We start from the raw sequence: 19,704 nt of genomic DNA, 5'->3' as shown, positions 1-19,704 counted from the left end.
GCATAATTACATGGGTTTTATTCACTAATAACAATTAATCGGCCTGCCTGCTCCTGCCTAGTGCGGGGGCTGATGCCCACATCCAGGATGGAACGGTCAGGCTTGGCAATGAGATCGATTCGGGAGTGATGATCGTGAGTTCACACAACAGACTGACCAGACTGGGCCTCGCCGCCCTGCTGCTTACCACCTGCTTTGGCGCCAGTGGCTTGGCACAGGCCGATGAGGCCAACTCCAAGGGCAAGATAGAGGCACGCAGCGAGCTGTTCGCCAAGGATCACGTCGACCAGTTCAGTAGCTGGAAAAGCACCAGCGAGAGCGCGACGCGTACCGACGCCCTGGCCGAAGATCCGCAGATGGTGGTGCTGTGGGGGGGGTATCCCTTCTCCAAGGATTACAACAAGCCCCGCGGCCATTTCTATGCCCTGACCGACGTACGGGAAACCCTGCGCACCGGCGCTCCCAAGACCGCCGAGGATGGCCCCCTGCCCATGGCCTGCTGGAGCTGCAAAGGCCCGGATGTGGCCCGCGTCATCGATGAAAAAGGCGAAGATGGCTACTTCAAGGGCATGTGGGCCAAGGGTGGGCCGGAAATCGTCAACACCATAGGCTGCGCCGACTGCCACGACACGGCGTCGAAAGAGTTCAAGGAGGGCAAACCCGCCCTGCACCTCTCCCGTCCCTATGCCGACCGCGCCATGACCGCCATCGGCAAGCCGTTCAAGGAGCAGAGTCGTTTCGATCAACAATCCCAGGTGTGTGGCCAGTGCCACGTGGAGTACTACTTCAGCGGCCCCACCAAGGCGGTGAAATTCCCCTGGGACAAGGGCACCACGGTTGAGCAGATGGAGCAGTACTACGACGAGATTGGTTTCGCCGACTGGACCCATGCCCTCTCCAAGACCCCCATGCTCAAGGCCCAGCACCCTGAATACGAAACCTGGCGCGCCGGCATTCACGGCCAGAACAACGTCGCCTGTGTCGACTGCCACATGCCCAAGGTGCAAAACGAGCAGGGCAAGGTCTACACGGATCACAAGGTCGGCAACCCCTTCGATCGCTTCGAGCAGACCTGCCGCAACTGCCATACCCAGAGCAAGGAGATGCTGCAAGGCATAGTCCAGCAGCGCAAGGATGCGGTGACCGAGATCAAGTTGAAGGTCGAGAAGCAGCTGGTGCACGCCCACTTCGAGGCCAAGGCGGCCTGGGATGCAGGCGCCACCGAGACGCAGATGAAAGACATACTGCAAGACATCCGTCATGCCCAATGGCGCTGGGACTTCTCCATCGCTTCCCACGGGGTGCAGATGCACGCCCCGGAAGTGGCACTGCGCATGCTGGGCACAGCTCTGGATAAAGCCGCCGATGCCCGCACCAAGCTGGCACGCCTCTTGGCGACCAAGGGGATAAGCCACGAGATCGCCCTGCCGGACATCTCCACCAAGGAGAAGGCGCAAGCCGCCCTTGGCATGGATATGAAACAGATGAACTCAGACAAGGCCCAGTTCCTCAAGACCACAGTTCCCGCCTGGGATGCCGAGGCCAAGGCGGCCGGACGGCTGGCACAGTAACGGCGCCTGCGGGCCCGGCCCCAAGTCGGGCCCGCAGCTGATGGAGGCTTCCTATGGGTGATTTAACAATGGATTTTTTACGACTGATGCTGATGGCAGCCATGCTGCTCACCAGCCTGCAGGGACAGGCGGGCGATGCCGCGAGCGAGCCCGCCGCCATGCCCGCGACGCATGAAGTGGAATTTTTGCGCAGCCCCGACAAGGCCTGCACCGACTGCCACAAAGAGCAGGCAAGCGGCATGCACGGCAAACATGGCCAGGCAACCAACCCCAACAACCTGGCGCCGGTCACCTGCACCAACTGCCACGGCCAGCCCTCCCCCCAGCACAGGGAAGGGGTCAAGGATGTGATGCGGTTCAGTGACAGCTTCAACCCTCCGCAAGGCAAGGAAGCTTACCCCCTCGCCGAGCAGAACGGGGTCTGCATGAGCTGCCACGAACCCAAGCCATTGCGCGAGGCGCTCTGGGCCCACGACGTACACGCTACCAGGCTCACCTGCACCAGCTGCCATGCGCTGCACCCGGCCAAGGAGCCCATGGTGGGCATACCGGAAAAGTCCCGTATCAAGCTCTGCGTCGACTGCCACAGCAAGCAGCATGAGGCCAAGGCAACCGCTCAGCAGGCGAGCGTGAGCAAGGAGGCACAATGAGCTGCTCTCGTCGTGACTTTATGGCGGGCATGAGCGCGGGGGCGCTGATCATGATGGCAGGCCCCGTGCGTGCCAGCACGGCCATCCTCGCCCACAGCCAGACCATAGACGGGGTACGCTACGGCATGATCCATGACGAGGCGGCCTGCATCGGCTGTACCGCCTGCATGGATGCCTGCCGGGAGGTGAACCAGGTGCCGGAAGGGGTCTCGCGGCTCGAGATCATCCGCTCCGGCCCCATAGGCACATTCCCCGATGCCGAGTACCACTTCTTTCGCAAGTCCTGCCAGCACTGCGACAACGCACCCTGCGTGCATGTCTGCCCGACCGGTGCCTCCCATATCAGAGCGGAAGATGGCATCGTCGATGTGGACCCGGACCTCTGTGTCGGCTGCATGTATTGTCTGGCCGCCTGCCCCTATCAGGTGCGCTTTATCAACCCTGTGACCAAGGTCGCCGACAAGTGTGATTTTTGCCGCAAGACCAACCTGGCCCAGGGCAAGGAGCCGGCCTGCGTGGCCTCCTGTCCCACCAGGGCGCTGGTGTTCGGCAATCTGGATGATCCGGACAGCCCCATCGCCAAACGGCTGGTGAAAGAGACCACCTATCGCTACAGGCAGGCGCTCGGTACCTCGCCCAAGATGTATCGCGTGCCCAAAGGGGAGATAACGTCATGACCATGCAAGCGGCAGTAACCCAGGGAGGGAATGACTATGTGGCATGACGCATTTCATTTTCCTTCCCTTGTCTGGGACTGGCCCATCGCCATCTACCTCTTTCTGCTCGGCATCTCCGCCGGGGCCACCAGCCTCTCGGTGTTGTTGCGCCGCAAAGGGGCTGGCAGCGAGAGCGGCATCATCAAGGCGACCGCCATTCTGGCACCGCTAAGCGTGATATTGGGGCTCTTGATCCTCATCTTCCACCTGGCCCGCCCCTGGACCTTCTGGAAGCTGATGTTCCACTACCAGTTTGACTCAGTGATGTCGATGGGGGTCATGCTGTTCCAGGTCTACATGGCGGTGCTGTTTGCCTGGCTGGCAGTGGTGTTCAGAGCCGACATTGAGGCGGTGCGCCGTCGCCTGCTCAAGGAGAGGTTCGCCTTTGTCGATGGGCTGATTGCTTGGCTTGCCCGCTTCGAGCCACTGCTGGCGCCACTGCTGTTGCTGCTCGCCGTGCTGCTGGGGGCCTATACCGGCTTTTTGCTCTCGGCGCTCAAGACCTATCCGCTGCTCAACAACCCTGTGCTGCCGGTGCTGTTTCTGGTCTCCGGCATCAGTTCAGGCATCGCCTCCACCATCCTGCTGGCTGTCACCCTGTTCAAAGAGAACCACCACAGCCAGGGGGTGAGCTTTGTGCACGGCTTCGAGCGACCCGTGCTGGCGGTGGAGGTGCTGCTGCTGGTCTGCTTCTTTACCGGCCTCTACTTTGGTGGCGGCCAGAAAGAGGTGGCCATGTGGGCGGCCATCGGCAGCGGCTTCTGGGCCCAGGTGTTCTGGCTTGGTGTGGTGGGTATCGGCATGCTGCTGCCCCAGTTGCTCTCTCTGCTACCAGCACAAATACGCCAGCGCAACGGTCATCTGGTGCTGGTGTGCAGCCTGACCCTGATGGGCATACTGCTGTTGCGCTACTTCGTGCTCTATGCAGGTCAGATGACGGTGGTATAAGAAACAGGTCACAAGCGCCAGCCGCCTTGGACGACTGGCGCTTGTTTGTTCTAAGCGAATGGTTTTCTGGTTATACCCCAACGCCCTCCTGCTGCGGACGCTGCGGCATAACATGAACCCATGATGGAACCGGAGGTTGTGTGCTGGCGGAGTTCGGCTATCTCTCACTGTTGCTGGCAACGGCGCTCTCTCTGGTGCAAGGCACCCTGCCCTGGCTGGGCCTGAGGCTGGCATCGCCCCCTCTGCTCGGCTGCGCCAAACCGCTGGCGCTGATCAATACCGCCCTGCTCGGGGCTGCCCTGCTGCTGCTCGCCAGTTGCTTCGGGCTCGATGACTTCACCCTGGTCTATGTGGCCCAGCACGCCAACAGCGCCCTGCCCATGGGCTTCAAGCTGGCGGCGGTCTGGGGCGGCCATGAAGGCTCCATGCTCTTCTTCGTGTTTGCGCTGGCGCTCTGGGGCGCCCTGGTAGCGCTCTGTTCGCAGCGGGTCGACTCGCTGATCCGTGCCAGGGTGCTCGCCATCTTGGGGCTGATAGTGGGGCTGTTTGGACTCTATACCCTTGTCTTCTCCAGCCCATTTGACCGGCAGTTCCCTGGGCCCCTGGAGGGGCGCGATCTCAACCCCATGTTGCAGGACATAGGCCTCATCATTCACCCGCCCCTGCTCTATCTCGGCTACGTGGGCTTTGCGGTCAACTTCGCCTTCGCCATGGCGGCGCTGCACTCGGGCAAGCTGGACGGCGCAGTGGCCCACTGGAGCAGACCCTGGGCGCTGGGCTCCTGGGTGTTTCTCACCGCCGGCATCCTGCTCGGCTCCTGGTGGGCCTATTACGAGCTCGGCTGGGGTGGCTGGTGGTTCTGGGACCCGGTGGAAAACGCCTCCCTGCTGCCCTGGTTGCTCGGCACCGCCCTGCTTCATGCCCTCATCGTCTGCGAAAAGCGCGGCGCTTACGGCCACGGCGTGCTGCTGCTCTCCATCTTCACCTTCGCCCTGAGCCTGCTCGGCACCTTCGTGGTGCGCTCCGGCGTGCTCACCTCGGTGCACGCCTTCGCGGTGGATCCCAATCGCGGCCTCACCCTCTTGCTGCTGCTCGGCCTGTTATTGACCACGGCGCTCACCCTGTTTGCGCTGCGGGCCGATACCCGCGCCCCCTACGCCCGCTTCGGCTTCTGGTCAAAAGAGGGACTCTTGGGCGCCGCCATCCTGTTGCTCAGCGTGGCCTGCGCCTGCGTGTTGCTTGGCACCTTCTACCCCATGGTGTTCCAGTCGCTTCATCTGGGATCGCTCTCGGTGGGGGCGCCATATTTCAACACTGTTTTCGTGCCGCTGGCCCTGGTGCTGATGGCACTGATGACCCAGATCCCGCGCCTGCGCTGGCAATGTCTTGCGGCCAGCCCCCCCATCAAGCGGATAGTGCCGCCTCTGCTCGGCCTGCTCGGGGGCGGCCTGCTCAGCCTGGGGTATCGCGATCTTGGCGCACTCAGTTGGGTTGGCCTTGTCGCCAACGTGCTGAGTCTCTGGCTGGTGGCAAGCCTGTTGCTCAACTTCTCATTCAAGACCCATGGCCTGAGTGCCAACCGGCTGGGGAGTGTGCTCGCCCACTTGGGAGTCGCCATATGTGCCCTTGGCATCAATCAGGTGAGCCACTACAGCCAGGAGGGGGGCACAGTATTAAAAGCGGGCAGCCCCTACCAGCTTGGCGCCTATACCTTTCGCTATGAGGGGAGCGAGCCCATGCTCGGCCCCAACTACACTGCCGAGCGCATTACGCTGAGCGTGCACAAAGGCGCCAAGGAGGTGGCGCGGCTGATGCCGGAGCGGCGCCACTACAGCGTGCGCACCATGAACATGAATGAACCGGGCATCGCGTGGGGGCTGTTTGGCGATCTCTACGTGGTGCTCGGCGAGAAGATGGGGCCGGACGCCTACGCCATGCGCCTTCACTACAAGCCACTGGTGCGCGGGATCTGGCTGGGGGGCATGCTGATGATGGCGGGGGGAGCACTGCGTTTGCTGGGGCGCCGCCCTTTGCTGGCGACCCAGCCAACCTCCGTCACCGTCCCGCACAAGCAGCTCGAACAGGAGCCATCATGAGCGCCCGCCTGCGTCTTTTTATCCCCTTGCTGCTGACCCTGGGCCTCGGCACCCTGCTTTGGCTGGGGCTTGCCAACAATCCATACCGCCAGGACGAGGCGACCCTGGGGCGTACCCTGCCCCAGTGGCAGAGCGAAAACCTGCTGGATGGGGGGCTTGTCCACACCGACCAGCTCAAGGGAGAGCCCTTTGTGCTCAACGTCTGGGCCAGCTGGTGCCCCAACTGCCGCGCCGAGCACCCGCTGCTCGCCGAGCTGGCCAGCACGGTTCCCCTCTATGGGCTCAACTACAGAGACAAGCACGAAGCGGCACGCGCCTGGCTTGGTGAAGCAGGCAACCCCTATCGCACCGTACTGGCGGACTCGGACGGCAAGCTGGCGCTGGAGCTCGGCGTCTACGGCACGCCGGAGACTTATCTGTTTGCCGCCGATGGCACCCTGCTCAGCCGCCACACGGGCGAGCTGACTGCCGATATCTGGCAGCGCCAGTTTGCGCCCAAACTCAAACAAGCCCGCACTGCGCCCTTGCCATCTCCCGCGCCCGCCCGGCAGGAGGGCAAACCATGAAAACCCCTGTCATCCTCTGCACCCTGCTGCTTGTACTCGGTATGAGCGTGGGCACCCTGGCCAGCGGGGTCGATACCTATCAGTTCCAGCACCCGGAGCGACAGAGCCGCGCCCAGGATCTCGCCCGCGCCCTGCGCTGCCCCCAGTGCCAGAACCAGAACCTGGTGGAGTCCAACTCCCCCATCGCCCGGGATCTGCGGCTCGAGGTCTACCGCTGGGTGGACGAGGGGCAGAGCGACGAGGAGGTGATTGCCCGCATGACCAGCCGATTTGGCGACTTCGTGCGCTACGATCCCCCCTTCAAGGCCAGCACCCTGCTGCTCTGGGCTGGTCCCCTCCTGCTGCTGGGACTGGCGCTGACCACTCTGGGACGCCGTCTGAAGGCCAAAGGGGATCAGGCCATCCCGCTCAACGGCTCTGCCAGCAGGCAATCCGCCGACCCGCGCAGTGAGTTGAATCGCCTGATCATGCTCAGGGAGCAGATCTGTCTTCCCCCAGAACATCCCCTCTATCAGAAGCTGACCGCAGCCAATCTTGACAATGCCACGCCGGCAGCGGAACTGGCCCTGCGCGAGCGGCTGACCCACCGATCTGGTAACTCCGGCAGCCACACGCAGCACACGGGCATCCTTCTGCTGCTCGGAATCGTGATGGTCGGCGGGCTCGCCGCCTTTTATGCCGGCAGCGGCCGCTATCAGGCATGGCAGGCTTATCAGTCACGCCCCGATCCGCTGGCGGGGCTGAGTCCGCGGGATCTGCAGGACAAGGAGCTGGGGGATCTGCATCAAACCCTGCAGCGCAACCCGCAAGACCTCGACAGCTGGGCTGCGCTGGGTCAGCTCTATCTCTATCGGGATGAATACGACAACGCCTGGCTTGCCTATCAGCGCCTCGCCCTGCTTGAAGGGGGCGTCAGTGCCGCCACCTTGGCCGCCCAGGCGACTGTGCGCTACTACCAGGCAGGCCAGCAGATCACCCCAGAGGCTCGCCACTTGCTCGACAGCGCCCTCAAGCAGGATAAAGGGGAAGTGAGCGCCCTGATGCTGCTCGCCTCCGATCACTTCCTGCACGGCCGCTACCGCCAGGCCATCGCCCTGTGGCAACAACTGCTGGATAGCGAGCGCCCCCGTATCAACCGTGCGACACTGATTGAGGCGATCCAGACGGCGAGAATGATGGGGGGCTGACGGGTTGGAGGAGCCATCCTTCACCCTGTTGTCCAGGCCAATATCAACAGGAAATGGCTTGCCATCACACCAATCCAGGACAAACAATACGAGCCCCTTTATTCCACCGCCGGAGCCTTCCCCATGATCCCCATTCGCTGTCACGCCGTCTCCGGTGTGGCGTTATCGGAAATCGATGGCCAGGCCAAAATACTGCTGATGAAGCGGGTCAAGGGCGGCTTCTGGTGCCATGTGGCGGGCACGGTTGAGGCGGGTGAAACCGGCTGGCAGACCATTATTCGCGAGATGGGTGAAGAGACAGGCATCGCCGTCACAGCGCTATACAGCGGCGAATACCTTGAGCAGTTTTACGAGTCGGCCTCGAATACCGTGATGGTGGTGCCGGTCTTTGTGGTCTATTGCCCACCCAATCAAGCGGTCACCCTCAACGACGAGCACACCGAATATCGCTGGTGTTCGCTGACCGAAGCCAAGTCGCTGGTGAGCTTTCCCGGGCAGAAGGCGCTCTATAACCACATCTGGCACTATTTTGTCGAAAACAGCCCCTCGGCACTGATGAAAGTGACTATCCCTTCGTAACCGCAGAGGGGCTCTTCTCGTCTGCGCCATCACACAACTCCGACGATGAGATACCGCCAGCGGCCTGCCTGTTGAGCGTTGCCCGCTGGTACCGTTTTACCCGGCGCCAGGGTGATAAACAGGCTGTCGGGAGCGACAGCCCCCTCCAGGGCACAAAAAAGTGGTAACGAATGGCCATAACAGGCATATAGTGCGCCACCATAGCACGTCACAATGACAGCGGGTTCTGACGACCATCAGACCCATACATGGCTCGATACTTCATGGAACTGGTCGCGATATAGCCCCGAACGTGGGTATATCAAGGCGCAAGGCCCCATAAAAATGAAATATCGGGCCGTTAAACGTTGTGAAGCGTCAATTACCGTCATATAACTAGCCAAATACCCCTGTCAGTCGTACGGAAGCGTCAAATCATGATTATTCGCCCTTTTCTTACCCTGTTGCTCGGTGCCTTCCTCGTTCCCGTCAGCATGGAGAGCGTCCAGGCCAACCCGTTTTCAGCAGCATCTCCCTCCCCCAATCGCTTTCTCGAACAACGCAGCGATCTGGCCCTGAGTTCGGCCTCCTTCGTGGTCGCCAACCCGCGCACCGGCGAGGTTCTCTCCGAGCGCAACGCCAACCGTGTGATGCCGATTGCCTCCATCACCAAATTGATGACGGCACTGGTGGTGCTCGATGCCAATCAGCGTCTCTCCGAGACGCTCACCGTTACCATGGCCGACGTAGATCGCCTCAAGGGCACGGGTTCACGGTTGGCGGTAGGTTCACGCCTCAGCCGCGCCGACATGCTGCATATCGCCTTGATGTCGTCGGAAAACCGCGCCGCCTCGGCCCTGGCAAGACACTACCCGGGAGGACAACGCGCCTTTATCGAAGCGATGAATGCCAAGGCCAGCATGCTTGGCATGTGGAGCACCCAGTTTGCAGACAGCACTGGCCTCAATCCGCGCAATGTCTCCAGCGCCCATGATCTGGCCAAGCTGGTAGCGGCCGCTTCGGCCTACCCGCTGATCCGGCAATACTCCGCCACAGAGCAGCGCATGGTACGCAATGGCAAGCGCCAGCTGCACTATCTCAACTCCAACCGACTGGTGCGCGAAGGCAGCTGGCTGGTCACCCTCTCCAAGACGGGCTACATCCGCGAGGCGGGTCGCTGTCTGGTGATGGCAACCCAGATCAACCGCGAACCGGTGATCCTGGTGCTGCTCAATGCCGATACCCCCAATGCCAGGGTGGCGGATGCCAAGCGTATCAAGTCCTGGCTGGAGAGCTCGGGGCGCACCAGCCTGACGGCTCAATCCAGCCCCCAGACCAAGTTGTTCAGCAGCCAGTAATCCGCGTCCATCCCAAAATGTAAAAAGCCCCCGCACCACTGGTGCGGGGGCTTTGCTGTTGCGTGGCCAATGGTGCCGGTCAAGAAACCGGCCCTGTTTAGACCGGCTTGAGCCGGGCTGTGAAGTGGCGCAGCAGCGGCGGTTCATAGTCGAAGGTGAGACCGCGGATCTCGCTGGCCCTCGCCTTGACCGCTATGAGGCAATCAGCCACATAGTCCATGTGATCCCGGGTATAGACACGGCGCGGAATGGTGAGACGCAATAGCTCGAAGTCCGCCGCCTCCTGCTTGCCGGTGGCCGGATCGCGCCCCAGCAGCAGTGAGCCTATCTCCACCCCGCGCACGCCCCCTTCCAGATAAAGCGCGCAGGCCAGGGCATGGGCCGGGAACTGCTCCCCCGGTATATGGGGCAGCAGCTTCTTGGCATCCACAAAGACCGCATGACCGCCGGTGGGCGTCTGGATTGGGATTCACGCCTCGGCCAGCCGCTCGCCGAGATAAGCCACCTGACCGATGCGATAGGTCAGATACTCCTCGTCCATCCCTTCCCGCAGGCCGATGGCCAGCGCCGCCATGTCACGGCCGGCGAGACCGCCGTAGGTAACGAACCCCTCCATCGCCACGCAGCGCACTTGCACCGAGCGGAACAGGTCGAGATCCTCCTTGAAGCAGCAAAGACCGCCGATATTGACCAGCCCGTCCTTTTTGGCCGACATGGTGAACATGTCCCCCAGGTCAAACATCTGGCGCACTATCTCCTTGATGCTGCTCTTGGCGTAATCCGGGTCGCGCTCCTTGATAAACCAGGCATTTTCGGCAAAGCGGGCGGCGTCGATCACCACAGGAATATGGTGACGACGTGCAAGCTCGGAAACAGCCTGCATATTGCCCATGGAGACCGGCTGACCGCCAGCACTGTTGCAGGTGACAGTGATGATGACAGCGGCCACGTTGTCAGCCCCCAGCGTCTCTATGGTGTCGGTCAGGCGACCGAGATCGAAATCCCCTTTCCAGGCATAAGGGGCCGTGGTGTCGAGGGCCTTCGGTGTGAGCAGGTTGATGGCCCGCGCGCCCGCCAACTCTACATGGGCCTTGGTGGTGTCGAAGTGGTAGTTGGAGATGAAGACCGGCGCCTTGCCCTTGCAACGCTTGACCAGCTCGGGAAAGAGGATCTGCTCGGCCCCTCGCCCCTGGTGGGTGGGCATCACATGCTGGTAGCCAAACAACTCGCGCACGGTACGCTCCAGCTCGACGAAGTTGCGGCTGCCCGCATAGGCTTCATCCCCCATCATGATGCCGGCCCACTGGCGATCGGACATGGCGCCCGTGCCGCTGTCGGTCAGCAGATCGATATAGACATCTTCGGCCAGCAGCAGGAAGGGATTCCAGCCAGCGGCCTCAAGGGCGGCGCGGCGCTCGGCGCCAGTGGTCTGTTTGATGGGCTCGACCATCTTGATACGAAAGGGTTCGGGTATACGACGCATATAAGACTCCTCACCGGCGCGAGGCCAGTGTTGCAGACACATTGAAGTTCAAGAGGTTGTCAGAGGCGAGCTGCGCTCGCGCCAGGCATGGCCGGGTGTCAGCGGTGAGGAAAATCGAAGGTGAGAATGGGATCTCGGGTATACCAGTGGGCGAGCAGGCAAGCTGCCCGGGGCCTAGCTGTCATGACAGGCATCACTCCCCTCCGTATTGGTTGCAAACTGTGTCGGTGGCAAACCATCTTGATTGCCAAGCAGTGCTGCCAACTGGCAGCCTCGCCACGTTAACGGCTGGTTAACCCGTAGACAACGGGTACGCTGACGCGCTGTGCGCCTGCTCACAAAGTACGCATGCGTGCGGCAAGCCAGGGTTGTAGATGATCCGCCCACCCTCCTTGTTCGTTAAGCTCCCTACGTGCAACCCATATCAGTCATTACCCAAGGCCCGGAAGCCATCATGCATCGCAAACCCCATCTGCCCGAGAAAATATGCCCCGTCTGCCTGCGGCCTTTCGCCTGGCGACGCAAGTGGGCCCGCAACTGGCAGGAGGTTCGCTATTGCAGCGAGCGCTGTCGCCACCAGAAAGGAGCCAAGACCTGATGGAACTGCGTTTAATCCTCGGCGATCAACTCAACGCCAGTCACAGCTGGTTTCGTACCCCGGATCCCGACGTCTGCTATCTGCTGGCGGAGCTGCGCCAGGAGACCGACTACTGCCGCCACCATCGTCAGAAGGTGCTGGCCTTTTTCGCCGCCATGCGCGCCTTCGCCGCGGCCCTCACCAAGGCGGGTCACAGAGTCTGCTATCTCACCCTGGATGAAACCAGGCACTGGCCGAACCTGCCGGCCCTGCTCGATGCCCAGATTATCCACCACCAAGCCAGCCGCTTTGCCTGGCAGAACCCGGATGAGTGGAGGCTGGCCACGCAGCTTGAACAGTGGGCCGCGGGGATCGCCATGCCTGCCCATCAGGTCGACAGCGAACATTTCCTCACACCGAGGGATGGCTGGCAGCGCTATCCCCACAGCCGGATGGAGTTCTTCTACCGCGCTCTGCGCAAGCAATATGGTGTGTTGCTCGATGAAGGGGGCAAGCCCCTTGGCGGGCGCTGGAACTTTGACAGCGAAAACCGGGCCAAACTGCCCGAGCGCCAGCCCATCCCGGCCCCGCTCTTGTTTGCCAACGATGTGCAGGATATCGATGCCATGCTGTTGCATCACGGGGTGAACACCCTGGGCTCGGCCGATGCCAGCGCCCTCCCCTGGCCCATCACCCGACGCCAGAGCCGCGAACTGCTCGATCACTTTCTGACCCACTGCCTGCCACACTTTGGCCGCTATCAGGATGCCCTGAGCGAGCGGGGCTGGAGCCTGTTTCACAGCCGCTTGTCGTTCTCCCTGAACAGCAAGATGCTCCATCCCCTCGAGGTGATCCGTGCGGCCGAAACCCACTGGCAGGCCAATCAGGCCACCATCTCGCTGGCACAGGTCGAAGGGTTTATCCGCCAGATCCTCGGCTGGCGCGAGTTTGTCCGCGCCCTCTACTGGGAAAAGATGCCCGAGTATCAACGCACCAATTTTATGGGGGCCAACCGGCCGCTGCCCGGCTTTTTCTGGAGCGGCGAAACAAACATGGCCTGCGTGGGGCACGCTATCCGGCAATCTCTGGAACACGGCTACGCCCACCATATCCAGCGGCTCATGGTGACAGGCAACTTTGCCCTGCTGGCGGGGATCAATCCGGACGAGGTCGATGAGTGGTATTTGGGGATCTACGTGGATGCCATCGAGTGGGTGGAGCTGCCCAACACCCGAGGCATGAGCCAGTTTGCCGATGGAGGCCTGATGGGCAGCAAGCCCTACGCCAGCAGCGGCGCTTATCTGGATCGGATGGGTCACTACTGCAAAGGGTGTCACTATGACGTCAAGGCCCGCAGCGGTGACACCAGTTGCCCGTTCAACAGCCTCTACTGGCACTTTTTATGGCGCAATCGGGACAAGCTTGGCAACAATCCTCGCCTCGCCCTCCCTTATGCCAACTGGGATGGTCAAACGGAAGTGCAGCAGCAGGCCATCCTGACAACCGCGGCCCATCATCTGATCCATATCGAGCAGCTTTGATGCCACAGTTAATGCCACCAAACCAGTCGATTCCGACATTGAAAACCAGTTAAATAATTGTAACCAGATGTATATTCCGATTATATCTATACCCGTTGAATATCCTGTGGCGGCTGATTATGGTGATGGCCCCAGTCAAGGAGAGACAAGATGGACATAGTGGTACTCGGTGGTGGCGTGGTCGGTGTGACCAGCGCCTGGTATCTGGCCAAAGCGGGCCACAAGGTGACCCTGCTGGAGCGACGGGACGGGGTGGCGCTGGAGACCAGCCATGCCAACGCCGGCCAGATCTCCCCCGGCTATGCGGCACCCTGGGCGGCGCCCGGCATTCCCCTCAAGGCCGCCAAATGGCTGCTGCAAAAGCATGCGCCTTTCACGGTGCGCCCGACCTCGGATCCTTTCCAGCTGCGCTGGATGCTGAAGATGTTCGCCAACTGCACCCCGGCGGCCTATGCCACCAACAAGGGCCGCATGGTGCGCCTCGCCGAATACAGCCGCGACTGCATGAAGACGCTGCGAGACGAGCTGGCACTGGACTACGAAGGACGCCAGCTCGGCACCTTGCAGCTGTTTCGAAGCGAGATCCAGCTCGATGCCAGCAAACGGGATATCGAGGTGCTGGAAGAGTATGGCGTCCCCTATCAGTCACTGGATGCCAGTGGTTGTGAAGGGGTTGAACCGGCATTGGCACGGGTACGTGGCAAGATAGTAGGCGGCCTGCGCCTGCCGGGAGATGAAACCGGCGACTGTTTCCGCTTCACCAAGGCACTGGCCGCCGAGGCGCAAAAACTCGGGGTGGAATTTGTCTTCAACTGCGCCATCGACGAGATTGAGCTCTCTTTGGGGCGCGCCGTGGCGGTACGAGCCGGTGAGCAGCGTTTCAAGGCCGATGCCATCGTCTGCGCGCTGGGCAGCTATGCTACCGGCTTCCTTCGTCCGCTTGGGATCGATCTGCCCGTCTATCCGGTCAAAGGTTACTCCCTGACCCTGCCCATGACAGATGCCGATGCGGCGCCCCGCAGTACAGTGCTGGATGAAACCTACAAGGTGGCCATCACCCGCTTTAACGAGCGGATCCGGGTCGGTGGCATGGCGGAGCTGTCGGGCTTCAACCTGGCACTCAATCCCAAGCGTTATGACACCCTGGCCATGGTGGTGGGGGATCTTTTCCCAGAAGGGGGCGATATCAGCCGCGCCGAGTTCTGGACAGGACTGCGACCCATGACACCGGACGGCACTCCCCTGGTGGGGCCAAGCCCGGTGCCCGGACTCTGGCTCAATACAGGCCACGGCACCCTGGGCTGGACCATGGCAGCCGGCTCGGGTCAGCTGCTGAGCGATCTGATCAGCGGCAGCTCGACGGCCATCAGCGACGAGGGGCTGACCCTGGCCCGCTACGGGTAACCCTGCGTCCGTCACGACCGTCGGCCAGACACACAAAAGAGGGAGTGCATGGTCACTCCCTCTTTGCATTTAGCCACTATCAGTCAGCAGCCTTGACCATCAAACCCGGCATGGCCTGCCACACCCTGGCGGGGTCTGGCTCGGCAATGGCCGTCGCCACCAGCTGTTCCAGCCACTGGCGATGCAATAGCCACATCTGCGGCCCCTCTCTTCCCTGCTCCTTGGCACACTGCTTCACCACATCTGCCGTCCGGTAGAGGTATCGCACCAGAGCGGTCAATTCGGGCTCGGGCCAACGGCAACCGAAATGGCTCAGCCGCTCGGACCAGAATGCCACCTGACCTCGTTCATGCTCACGCTCCAGCTCATGCAGTGCCGGTACCAGGTCCATCGCTTGCCACAAGGCGCCATAGCCGACGAAGCGGGTATCCAGCTCATCCAGCGCCTGATCCAGCAGTTGCAAGGTTTGTGGCCAGCTGCTGGCCTCCTGGCGGATCACTTCCTGCGCCGCGCATACGGCCGCCAGCCAGTCCATGGCCAACCGGCAGATGATGGCCTCCTTGTTGGGAAAGAGATGATAGAGCGACTTGATCCCTACCCCGGCTCGCGCCGCTATGGCGTTGGTATTGATTGCCAGAAATCCCTGCTCCTGCAACAGCGCCAGGGTGGCCTGCTCTATCCGGGTCACCGTCTCCTGACTGCGCTGCTGCCTGGGCTGGCGCCGCATACAGAGATCGGTGGGCAATGGCGGTTCTGACATGGGTACTCCCTCACCTTGGTCACCAAGCATGGTTTTATAACTGCATGATGAAACAAGGAAAATATAAGTCAAAAAGAATATTTTCAGTAATTACTGGCATTTATCCCGGAAGCTGCAATAAACAGAGGTGCTCATATTTGCAGTAAAAACTGCATTCTAACCAGGGAGAAAAATCGCATATGGATGGCAAGCAACAAAGTTTTACACTGAGCGCGGCGCTGCTGCTGATGGCCGGACTGCTGACCGGCTGCAACCAGGAGAGCACGGAGCCAGCAGCAGAACGCACCCTCTATCTCAACGGCAAGATCCACACTCAGGATGGGCAACGCAGGGTCGCCGAGGCCATGGTGGTTGCCGATGGCAAGTTTCTCTATGTGGGCACACTGCAAGGGGCCAAGGCCTATCAGACGGTCGGCAGTCAGTCGGTGGATCTGAAAGGCCGGATGGTATTGCCCGGTCTGCACGACAACCATATCCATCTGCTCGGCACAGTGGCACTGGATATGTGCGATCTCGATGGTCAGAGCGTCACGCTGGATCAGCTGGCGGACAAGATAAAAACATGTCTGCCCCGTTATGCCCCGGGCAAGGGAAGCTGGCTGGTGGTCAATCAGTGGTCGCCCTACGACGGCAATACGCCGACGGCGACCCATGCCACCCTGCTGGCCGCGCTGGATGTCGCGGCGCCAGACAATCCGGTGGTGCTCTTTGGAGTCGATGGTCATGCCAGTGCCTACAACTCGCAAGCGCTGGCCAGTGCGCAGGATCAGGATGGCAATACAGTGGGTTTCAACGATGTGACCCTGGCACCGGGGGGCGTGTTTGCACATTTTCAGCCCTACGTTGACCTGACCAGTGGCGTGATCAGGGAGGGGGCTCGCAGCGCCATTCCGGTGCCGGAAACCACAGTGCTCAACGCCAGCGATGAACAGGCGGCAGCAGAGTATGACAAGATATTGCCTGCGGTCTCTTCCTTGATGGCCTCCCGTGGCATAACCGGGATCCAGGATGCCTGCGCCACCGATTTCATCCGCCAGCGCCTGCTCAACATGCAGAAACGTGGATTGCTGCACATGCGCGTCACTGCCGCCACCTGTTTTCACCAGGATGACTACAGCGGAAAGCTGGATATTGCCGGCCACCTCGCCAAGGCCAGCCAGGTCAGGAGCGCCTTTGCCGACAATCCGCTGATCAAGGCCGATGCGGTCAAGATCTTCCTCGATGGCGTGCTGGAAGGAGATCCCTTCACCACACCGCCCTTTCTGCCCAATGCAGGCATGCTGGAAAACTACCAGCATCCCCATCTGACCATGGATCTTGCCACCGAGCAGGTGACCATCACCGCCAACAGCGAGGATGCTGGCAGCAATGGCATCGTCAATTACCGGGATGCCGACCTCAAGGACTATGTCACCGCCCTCGATAACGCGGGTTTCAGCATTCATATGCACAGCATCGGCGATCGCAGTACCCGGGTCGGACTGGATGCCTTGCAGGCCGCCCGTACCAGCAATGGTGACAAGGGGATCCCCCATACCCTGGCCCACCTGCAGGTGGTGCACCCTGACGATCAGAAAAGGCTGGGGGAGCTGGGGCTGTATCTCACCTTCACCTACGCCTGGACCACGCCCCAGATAGCCTATGACATGCTGGTCACCCCCTTCATCCAGCCGACCAGAGCAGGACAATCCTTGAGCGAGGCACTGTATGACCCCCTCGGCTACCTGCACGATGCGCTCTATCCGGTCGAGAATGCTCGCAAGGCGGGCGCCATCCTGGTGGCAGGCAGCGATGCACCTGTGGACAGCCGGGACCCCCGCCCCTTCGTCAACATGGCAGCCGGGATCGCCAAAGCGGCGGGCGATGGCGAGGATTACCGCCCCCATCAGCGCACCTCCCTCGCCGAAATACTGGCGGCCTATACCATCAATGGGGCCAAGGCAGTACGCCAGCAAGCCGTCACAGGATCCATCGAGACAGGCAAGTCCGCCGATTTCATCGTGCTGGACAGGGATCTGTTCGCCCTGGTCGAGGCCGGAACACCGGCCAGGATAGCCGAGACCGAGGTCGAGCTGACTGTCTTCAAGGGGGAAACCGTCTACTCTCGCTGAGCCATCAAGACCCCTGCCGTGAACCATGCAGGCGGCAGGCCTTTCCAACGCCAGAAAGCAGGAGCAGCCCAGGCTGCTCTTTTTATTGCGTCAGATGAACCTCTCTTTGGCTCGCGAGATACCGCCCTTTTTCTTCCTCTTTTCCTCCTCTCTTAACACTGGCTTAAGGATCCCCTGTCACCTTGCAGCCATTGTCATGAACGGAGCCACCCTGTATGAGCACCCTCAGAGATGCCCTGCGTCGTTTCGACGGTCAGCGCCGTTGCTGGACGGCCGGGCTTGAGCGATCCCTCCTCGCCTGGCTTGCCAGACGAGGCAAGCTGCCGGCCTCAAACCAGCCACCCCAACGGATCCTCATCATCCGCAGCACCAACCGGATCGGCAACAATCTGTTCCTGCTGCCGTTTTTGCAACAGGTACGCCGCGCCCATCCTTTTGCCGAGATAGAACTGGTGTGCAGCGGTGGACAACTGCTTCCCTTGCTTGGCGACAAGCAGTTGCAGCGCATCCATCAGATCAGGTTGCAGGGCAAGCACCTTATCCCGGCACTGCCCCGGTTGTGGCATCTGCGTCGCCAACACTATGACAGTGTCTATGTGCCCTTTGCCTCCAGCACGGATCACCTGATCGCCGCCTGGGTACGGGCCAGCGAGAAGGTGGGTTTTGACGATGCCAGGGGCGATGTGCTGTTTGACCGGCTGATCGCGCCCGACACTCACTGCCACTACGCTCACCAACCGCTGCAGCTGCTGGGCATGCACGCCAGCCAGGCCGATCAGATTGAACTGGGTAGCCAGCTACATGCCGCCTGCCCCCACCTGACCGCGCTGGCACAGGCTCATCCCGGCCGCCCCCTCATCGGCTTTTTCACCGGCGCACGCAAGGGCAAGGGGCTCTCCCTTCCCCAATGGCAGCGGCTGCTCGGGGATCTGCGCCACCACAGCCCGGATGCCCTGCTGATCCAGCTCACGGATCCTGCCTCCCCTCTACCCCAGCTTGGCGACATGCAGGTATCCCTTCACACCTTAAGCGAACTGACCCGCTTCACCGGCGGCCTCACCCTCTTTGTCAGCTGCGACACTGGCCCCCTTCATCTGGCTGCCGCCAGCGGTGTGCCCTGCCTCGGGCTCTTTACCCAGACAGATCCCGCGCGCTACGGCTGCCTCGGGGTCCAGCACCGCAACCTGGTCGTCAACGATCGTAACGCCATTGCCCTCGATGCCCACTGGCTTGCCGAGACGCTGGCGCGCCAGCAAACACCTAGGGAGCGGCAAGCCCCTCTCTCCCACGTGCAGTACCAGCAAGCATCCAGGGCTCTCTTGCTTGACGGTACCGGGTTGCCCCTTGGCGTTAAAACGGGCGGCCAAAGCCAGCCGTTTTAACGCCAGGACCCGGAGAACATGAAGAGAAACAATGACTCGACGGGGTATCCCCCGCTATGATGCCTTATCGATAGCGGGCTTCGATGAGGGCCAGCTGGCCACTCTGGCGCAGCATGACCAGGACGCGGGAGAACTCGGCGGCCCGGCGGTGGAAAGGAGACGTGTTGGCGATGCAGAGGGTCAGCGGGGTCAATCCCAGCTGGAGCGGCACCTCGACTATCTGCCCGGTCAGCCCCAGCTGGCTGAGCTTGAAGTTGGCCACTATGGAGTCGGTGAACATCAGATCGCCCCGACCGGCCGAGAGCATCTTGAAGACGTTATCCACATTCATGGTCAGATGGACCTTGAATCCCACCAGATTCTCCTTGCCCCAGCCATTGCCGATATAGTCGAGAATGGTAAACCCTTTGAGATCGGCCAGGGATTTTGCCTGCTGGATCTGCACCATCCCAGGGTGTCCTGCCTCGGTGAACACCGTCAGTGCAGAGAAGGCGACCGGCTCCTCGACTATCCGGGTATAACCCCGTCGCTCCAGGGTCGGCACGGTGACGAAGCCGTCGGCTTGACCGGCACGAACCAGTTTCTGGGCCCGTAGCCAGGGATACCCCTCGTGGCTCACCTTGATATCCAGTTCGCTGGCGACCCTGTCCATCACATCCACCATGATGCCCCGCATCTTGCCCTGCTCGTCCCGCCAGGAGTAGGGGGCAAAATCATCGAAATAGACCATTTTGAGCACAGGGACAGGTGCTGCCAGCGAGCAGGTCGTCAACAACAGCGCCCATAGACAACCGAT

General features: G+C 61.4%; 16 protein-coding genes and 1 pseudogene. 14 read left to right on the top strand and 3 right to left on the bottom strand.

The features are described 5' to 3' along the window. The first annotated feature begins 128 nt into the window (after nt 1-128). The 9 genes from nrfA to pbpG all read left to right on the top strand — a co-directional run bounded on the left by nrfA (nt 129) and on the right by pbpG (nt 9,650). Nucleotides 129-1,571 carry an ammonia-forming nitrite reductase cytochrome c552 subunit gene (nrfA, locus tag GWQ29_RS07400; RefSeq protein ID WP_275919112.1) on the top strand — a complete coding sequence of 481 codons (1,443 nt, stop codon included), beginning with the start codon at nt 129-131 and terminating at the stop codon, nt 1,569-1,571. Nucleotides 1,572-1,624: 53 nt separating this feature from the next. Further along, nucleotides 1,625-2,221: a cytochrome c nitrite reductase pentaheme subunit gene (nrfB, locus tag GWQ29_RS07395; protein ID WP_275908875.1), complete on the top strand. Its 597-nt coding sequence runs from the start codon at nt 1,625-1,627 to the stop codon at nt 2,219-2,221. Beyond that, complete coding sequence (locus GWQ29_RS07390) at nt 2,218-2,898, top strand: 4Fe-4S dicluster domain-containing protein (protein WP_275919111.1); 681 nt, start codon at nt 2,218-2,220, stop codon at nt 2,896-2,898. The genes nrfB and GWQ29_RS07390 overlap by 4 nt, the downstream gene beginning before the upstream one ends. Before the next feature lie 36 nt (nt 2,899-2,934). Beyond that, nucleotides 2,935-3,885, top strand: a complete 951-nt coding sequence (gene nrfD, locus GWQ29_RS07385; protein ID WP_275919110.1) for a cytochrome c nitrite reductase subunit NrfD — start codon at nt 2,935-2,937, stop codon at nt 3,883-3,885. Between the two features lie 140 nt (nt 3,886-4,025). Continuing rightward, nucleotides 4,026-5,981 (top strand): heme lyase NrfEFG subunit NrfE, encoded by a 1,956-nt coding sequence (gene nrfE / locus GWQ29_RS07380; protein WP_275919109.1) that lies wholly within the window; start codon nt 4,026-4,028, stop codon nt 5,979-5,981. Further along, nucleotides 5,978-6,547, top strand: coding sequence for a DsbE family thiol:disulfide interchange protein (locus GWQ29_RS07375; protein ID WP_275919108.1), 570 nt, complete (start codon nt 5,978-5,980; stop codon nt 6,545-6,547). Before nrfE ends, GWQ29_RS07375 begins: the two co-directional genes overlap by 4 nt. Beyond that, complete coding sequence (gene nrfF, locus GWQ29_RS07370; RefSeq protein ID WP_275919107.1) at nt 6,544-7,734, top strand: heme lyase NrfEFG subunit NrfF; 1,191 nt, start codon at nt 6,544-6,546, stop codon at nt 7,732-7,734. Before GWQ29_RS07375 ends, nrfF begins: the two co-directional genes overlap by 4 nt. 123 nt (nt 7,735-7,857) lie before the next feature. Further along, on the top strand, nt 7,858-8,313 hold the full coding sequence (locus tag GWQ29_RS07365; protein WP_275919106.1) for an NUDIX domain-containing protein: 456 nt from the start codon (nt 7,858-7,860) through the stop codon (nt 8,311-8,313). A gap of 416 nt (nt 8,314-8,729) precedes the next feature. Then, nucleotides 8,730-9,650 (top strand): D-alanyl-D-alanine endopeptidase, encoded by a 921-nt coding sequence (pbpG, locus tag GWQ29_RS07360; RefSeq protein ID WP_005310945.1) that lies wholly within the window; start codon nt 8,730-8,732, stop codon nt 9,648-9,650. 97 nt (nt 9,651-9,747) lie between these two features. Here the strand turns inward: pbpG and GWQ29_RS07355 are convergent. Next, nucleotides 9,748-11,133 (bottom strand): annotated as a pseudogene (locus tag GWQ29_RS07355) (tryptophanase). Between the two features lie 454 nt (nt 11,134-11,587). Here GWQ29_RS07355 and GWQ29_RS07350 point away from each other — a divergent pair. The 3 genes from GWQ29_RS07350 (at nt 11,588) to GWQ29_RS07340 (ending at nt 14,655) form a co-directional block, all read left to right on the top strand. After that, nucleotides 11,588-11,731 (top strand): DUF2256 domain-containing protein, encoded by a 144-nt coding sequence (locus GWQ29_RS07350; RefSeq protein ID WP_265462882.1) that lies wholly within the window; start codon nt 11,588-11,590, stop codon nt 11,729-11,731. Continuing rightward, nucleotides 11,731-13,251, top strand: a complete 1,521-nt coding sequence (locus GWQ29_RS07345; RefSeq protein WP_275919105.1) for a cryptochrome/photolyase family protein — start codon at nt 11,731-11,733, stop codon at nt 13,249-13,251. The genes GWQ29_RS07350 and GWQ29_RS07345 overlap by 1 nt, the downstream gene beginning before the upstream one ends. A gap of 150 nt (nt 13,252-13,401) precedes the next feature. After that, on the top strand, nt 13,402-14,655 hold the full coding sequence (locus GWQ29_RS07340) for a D-amino acid dehydrogenase (protein ID WP_021138237.1): 1,254 nt from the start codon (nt 13,402-13,404) through the stop codon (nt 14,653-14,655). A gap of 79 nt (nt 14,656-14,734) precedes the next feature. Here the strand turns inward: GWQ29_RS07340 and GWQ29_RS07335 are convergent, their stop codons facing one another. Continuing rightward, entirely contained in the window at nt 14,735-15,415 is a 681-nt protein-coding gene (locus GWQ29_RS07335; protein WP_265421417.1) for a TetR/AcrR family transcriptional regulator, read from the bottom strand. A 179-nt stretch (nt 15,416-15,594) separates the two neighbouring features. Here GWQ29_RS07335 and GWQ29_RS07330 point away from each other — a divergent pair, with 179 nt between their 5' ends. Together GWQ29_RS07330 and GWQ29_RS07325 are read left to right on the top strand one after the other, a co-directional pair. Next, a complete protein-coding gene (locus GWQ29_RS07330) occupies nt 15,595-17,526 on the top strand; it encodes an amidohydrolase family protein (protein ID WP_275919104.1) in 1,932 nt (643 codons plus the stop codon). Between the two features lie 215 nt (nt 17,527-17,741). After that, on the top strand, nt 17,742-18,908 hold the full coding sequence (locus tag GWQ29_RS07325) for a glycosyltransferase family 9 protein (RefSeq protein ID WP_275919103.1): 1,167 nt from the start codon (nt 17,742-17,744) through the stop codon (nt 18,906-18,908). Between the two features lie 64 nt (nt 18,909-18,972). Here GWQ29_RS07325 and GWQ29_RS07320 read toward each other — a convergent pair whose 3' ends face one another. Further along, nucleotides 18,973-19,638, bottom strand: coding sequence for a transporter substrate-binding domain-containing protein (locus tag GWQ29_RS07320; RefSeq protein ID WP_258394180.1), 666 nt, complete (start codon nt 19,636-19,638; stop codon nt 18,973-18,975). Between the last annotated feature and the right edge of the window lie 66 nt (nt 19,639-19,704).

This window comes from Aeromonas sp. 2HA2 (genome assembly GCF_029237345.1).
Taxonomy (GTDB): Bacteria; Pseudomonadota; Gammaproteobacteria; order Enterobacterales; family Aeromonadaceae; genus Aeromonas; species Aeromonas salmonicida.
The sequence above is the reverse complement of the archived record's forward strand: the minus strand, read 5'-3'. Positions and strand labels throughout refer to the sequence as shown.

Excerpts from the sequence above, each read along its gene's own strand:
- nrfA (WP_275919112.1), top strand. The coding sequence starts at position 129 with ATGATCGTGAGTTCACACAACAGACTGACCAGACTGGGCCTCGCCGCC.
- nrfB (WP_275908875.1), top strand. The coding sequence starts at position 1,625 with ATGGGTGATTTAACAATGGATTTTTTACGACTGATGCTGATGGCAGCC.
- GWQ29_RS07390 (WP_275919111.1), top strand. The coding sequence starts at position 2,218 with ATGAGCTGCTCTCGTCGTGACTTTATGGCGGGCATGAGCGCGGGGGCG.
- nrfD (WP_275919110.1), top strand. The coding sequence starts at position 2,935 with ATGTGGCATGACGCATTTCATTTTCCTTCCCTTGTCTGGGACTGGCCC.
- GWQ29_RS07375 (WP_275919108.1), top strand. The coding sequence starts at position 5,978 with ATGAGCGCCCGCCTGCGTCTTTTTATCCCCTTGCTGCTGACCCTGGGC.
- nrfF (WP_275919107.1), top strand. The coding sequence starts at position 6,544 with ATGAAAACCCCTGTCATCCTCTGCACCCTGCTGCTTGTACTCGGTATG.
- GWQ29_RS07365 (WP_275919106.1), top strand. The coding sequence starts at position 7,858 with ATGATCCCCATTCGCTGTCACGCCGTCTCCGGTGTGGCGTTATCGGAA.
- pbpG (WP_005310945.1), top strand. The coding sequence starts at position 8,730 with ATGATTATTCGCCCTTTTCTTACCCTGTTGCTCGGTGCCTTCCTCGTT.
- GWQ29_RS07350 (WP_265462882.1), top strand. The coding sequence starts at position 11,588 with ATGCATCGCAAACCCCATCTGCCCGAGAAAATATGCCCCGTCTGCCTG.
- GWQ29_RS07345 (WP_275919105.1), top strand. The coding sequence starts at position 11,731 with ATGGAACTGCGTTTAATCCTCGGCGATCAACTCAACGCCAGTCACAGC.
- GWQ29_RS07340 (WP_021138237.1), top strand. The coding sequence starts at position 13,402 with ATGGACATAGTGGTACTCGGTGGTGGCGTGGTCGGTGTGACCAGCGCC.
- GWQ29_RS07335 (WP_265421417.1), bottom strand. The coding sequence starts at position 15,415 with ATGTCAGAACCGCCATTGCCCACCGATCTCTGTATGCGGCGCCAGCCC.
- GWQ29_RS07330 (WP_275919104.1), top strand. The coding sequence starts at position 15,595 with ATGGATGGCAAGCAACAAAGTTTTACACTGAGCGCGGCGCTGCTGCTG.
- GWQ29_RS07325 (WP_275919103.1), top strand. The coding sequence starts at position 17,742 with ATGAGCACCCTCAGAGATGCCCTGCGTCGTTTCGACGGTCAGCGCCGT.
- GWQ29_RS07320 (WP_258394180.1), bottom strand. The coding sequence starts at position 19,638 with ATGGTCTATTTCGATGATTTTGCCCCCTACTCCTGGCGGGACGAGCAG.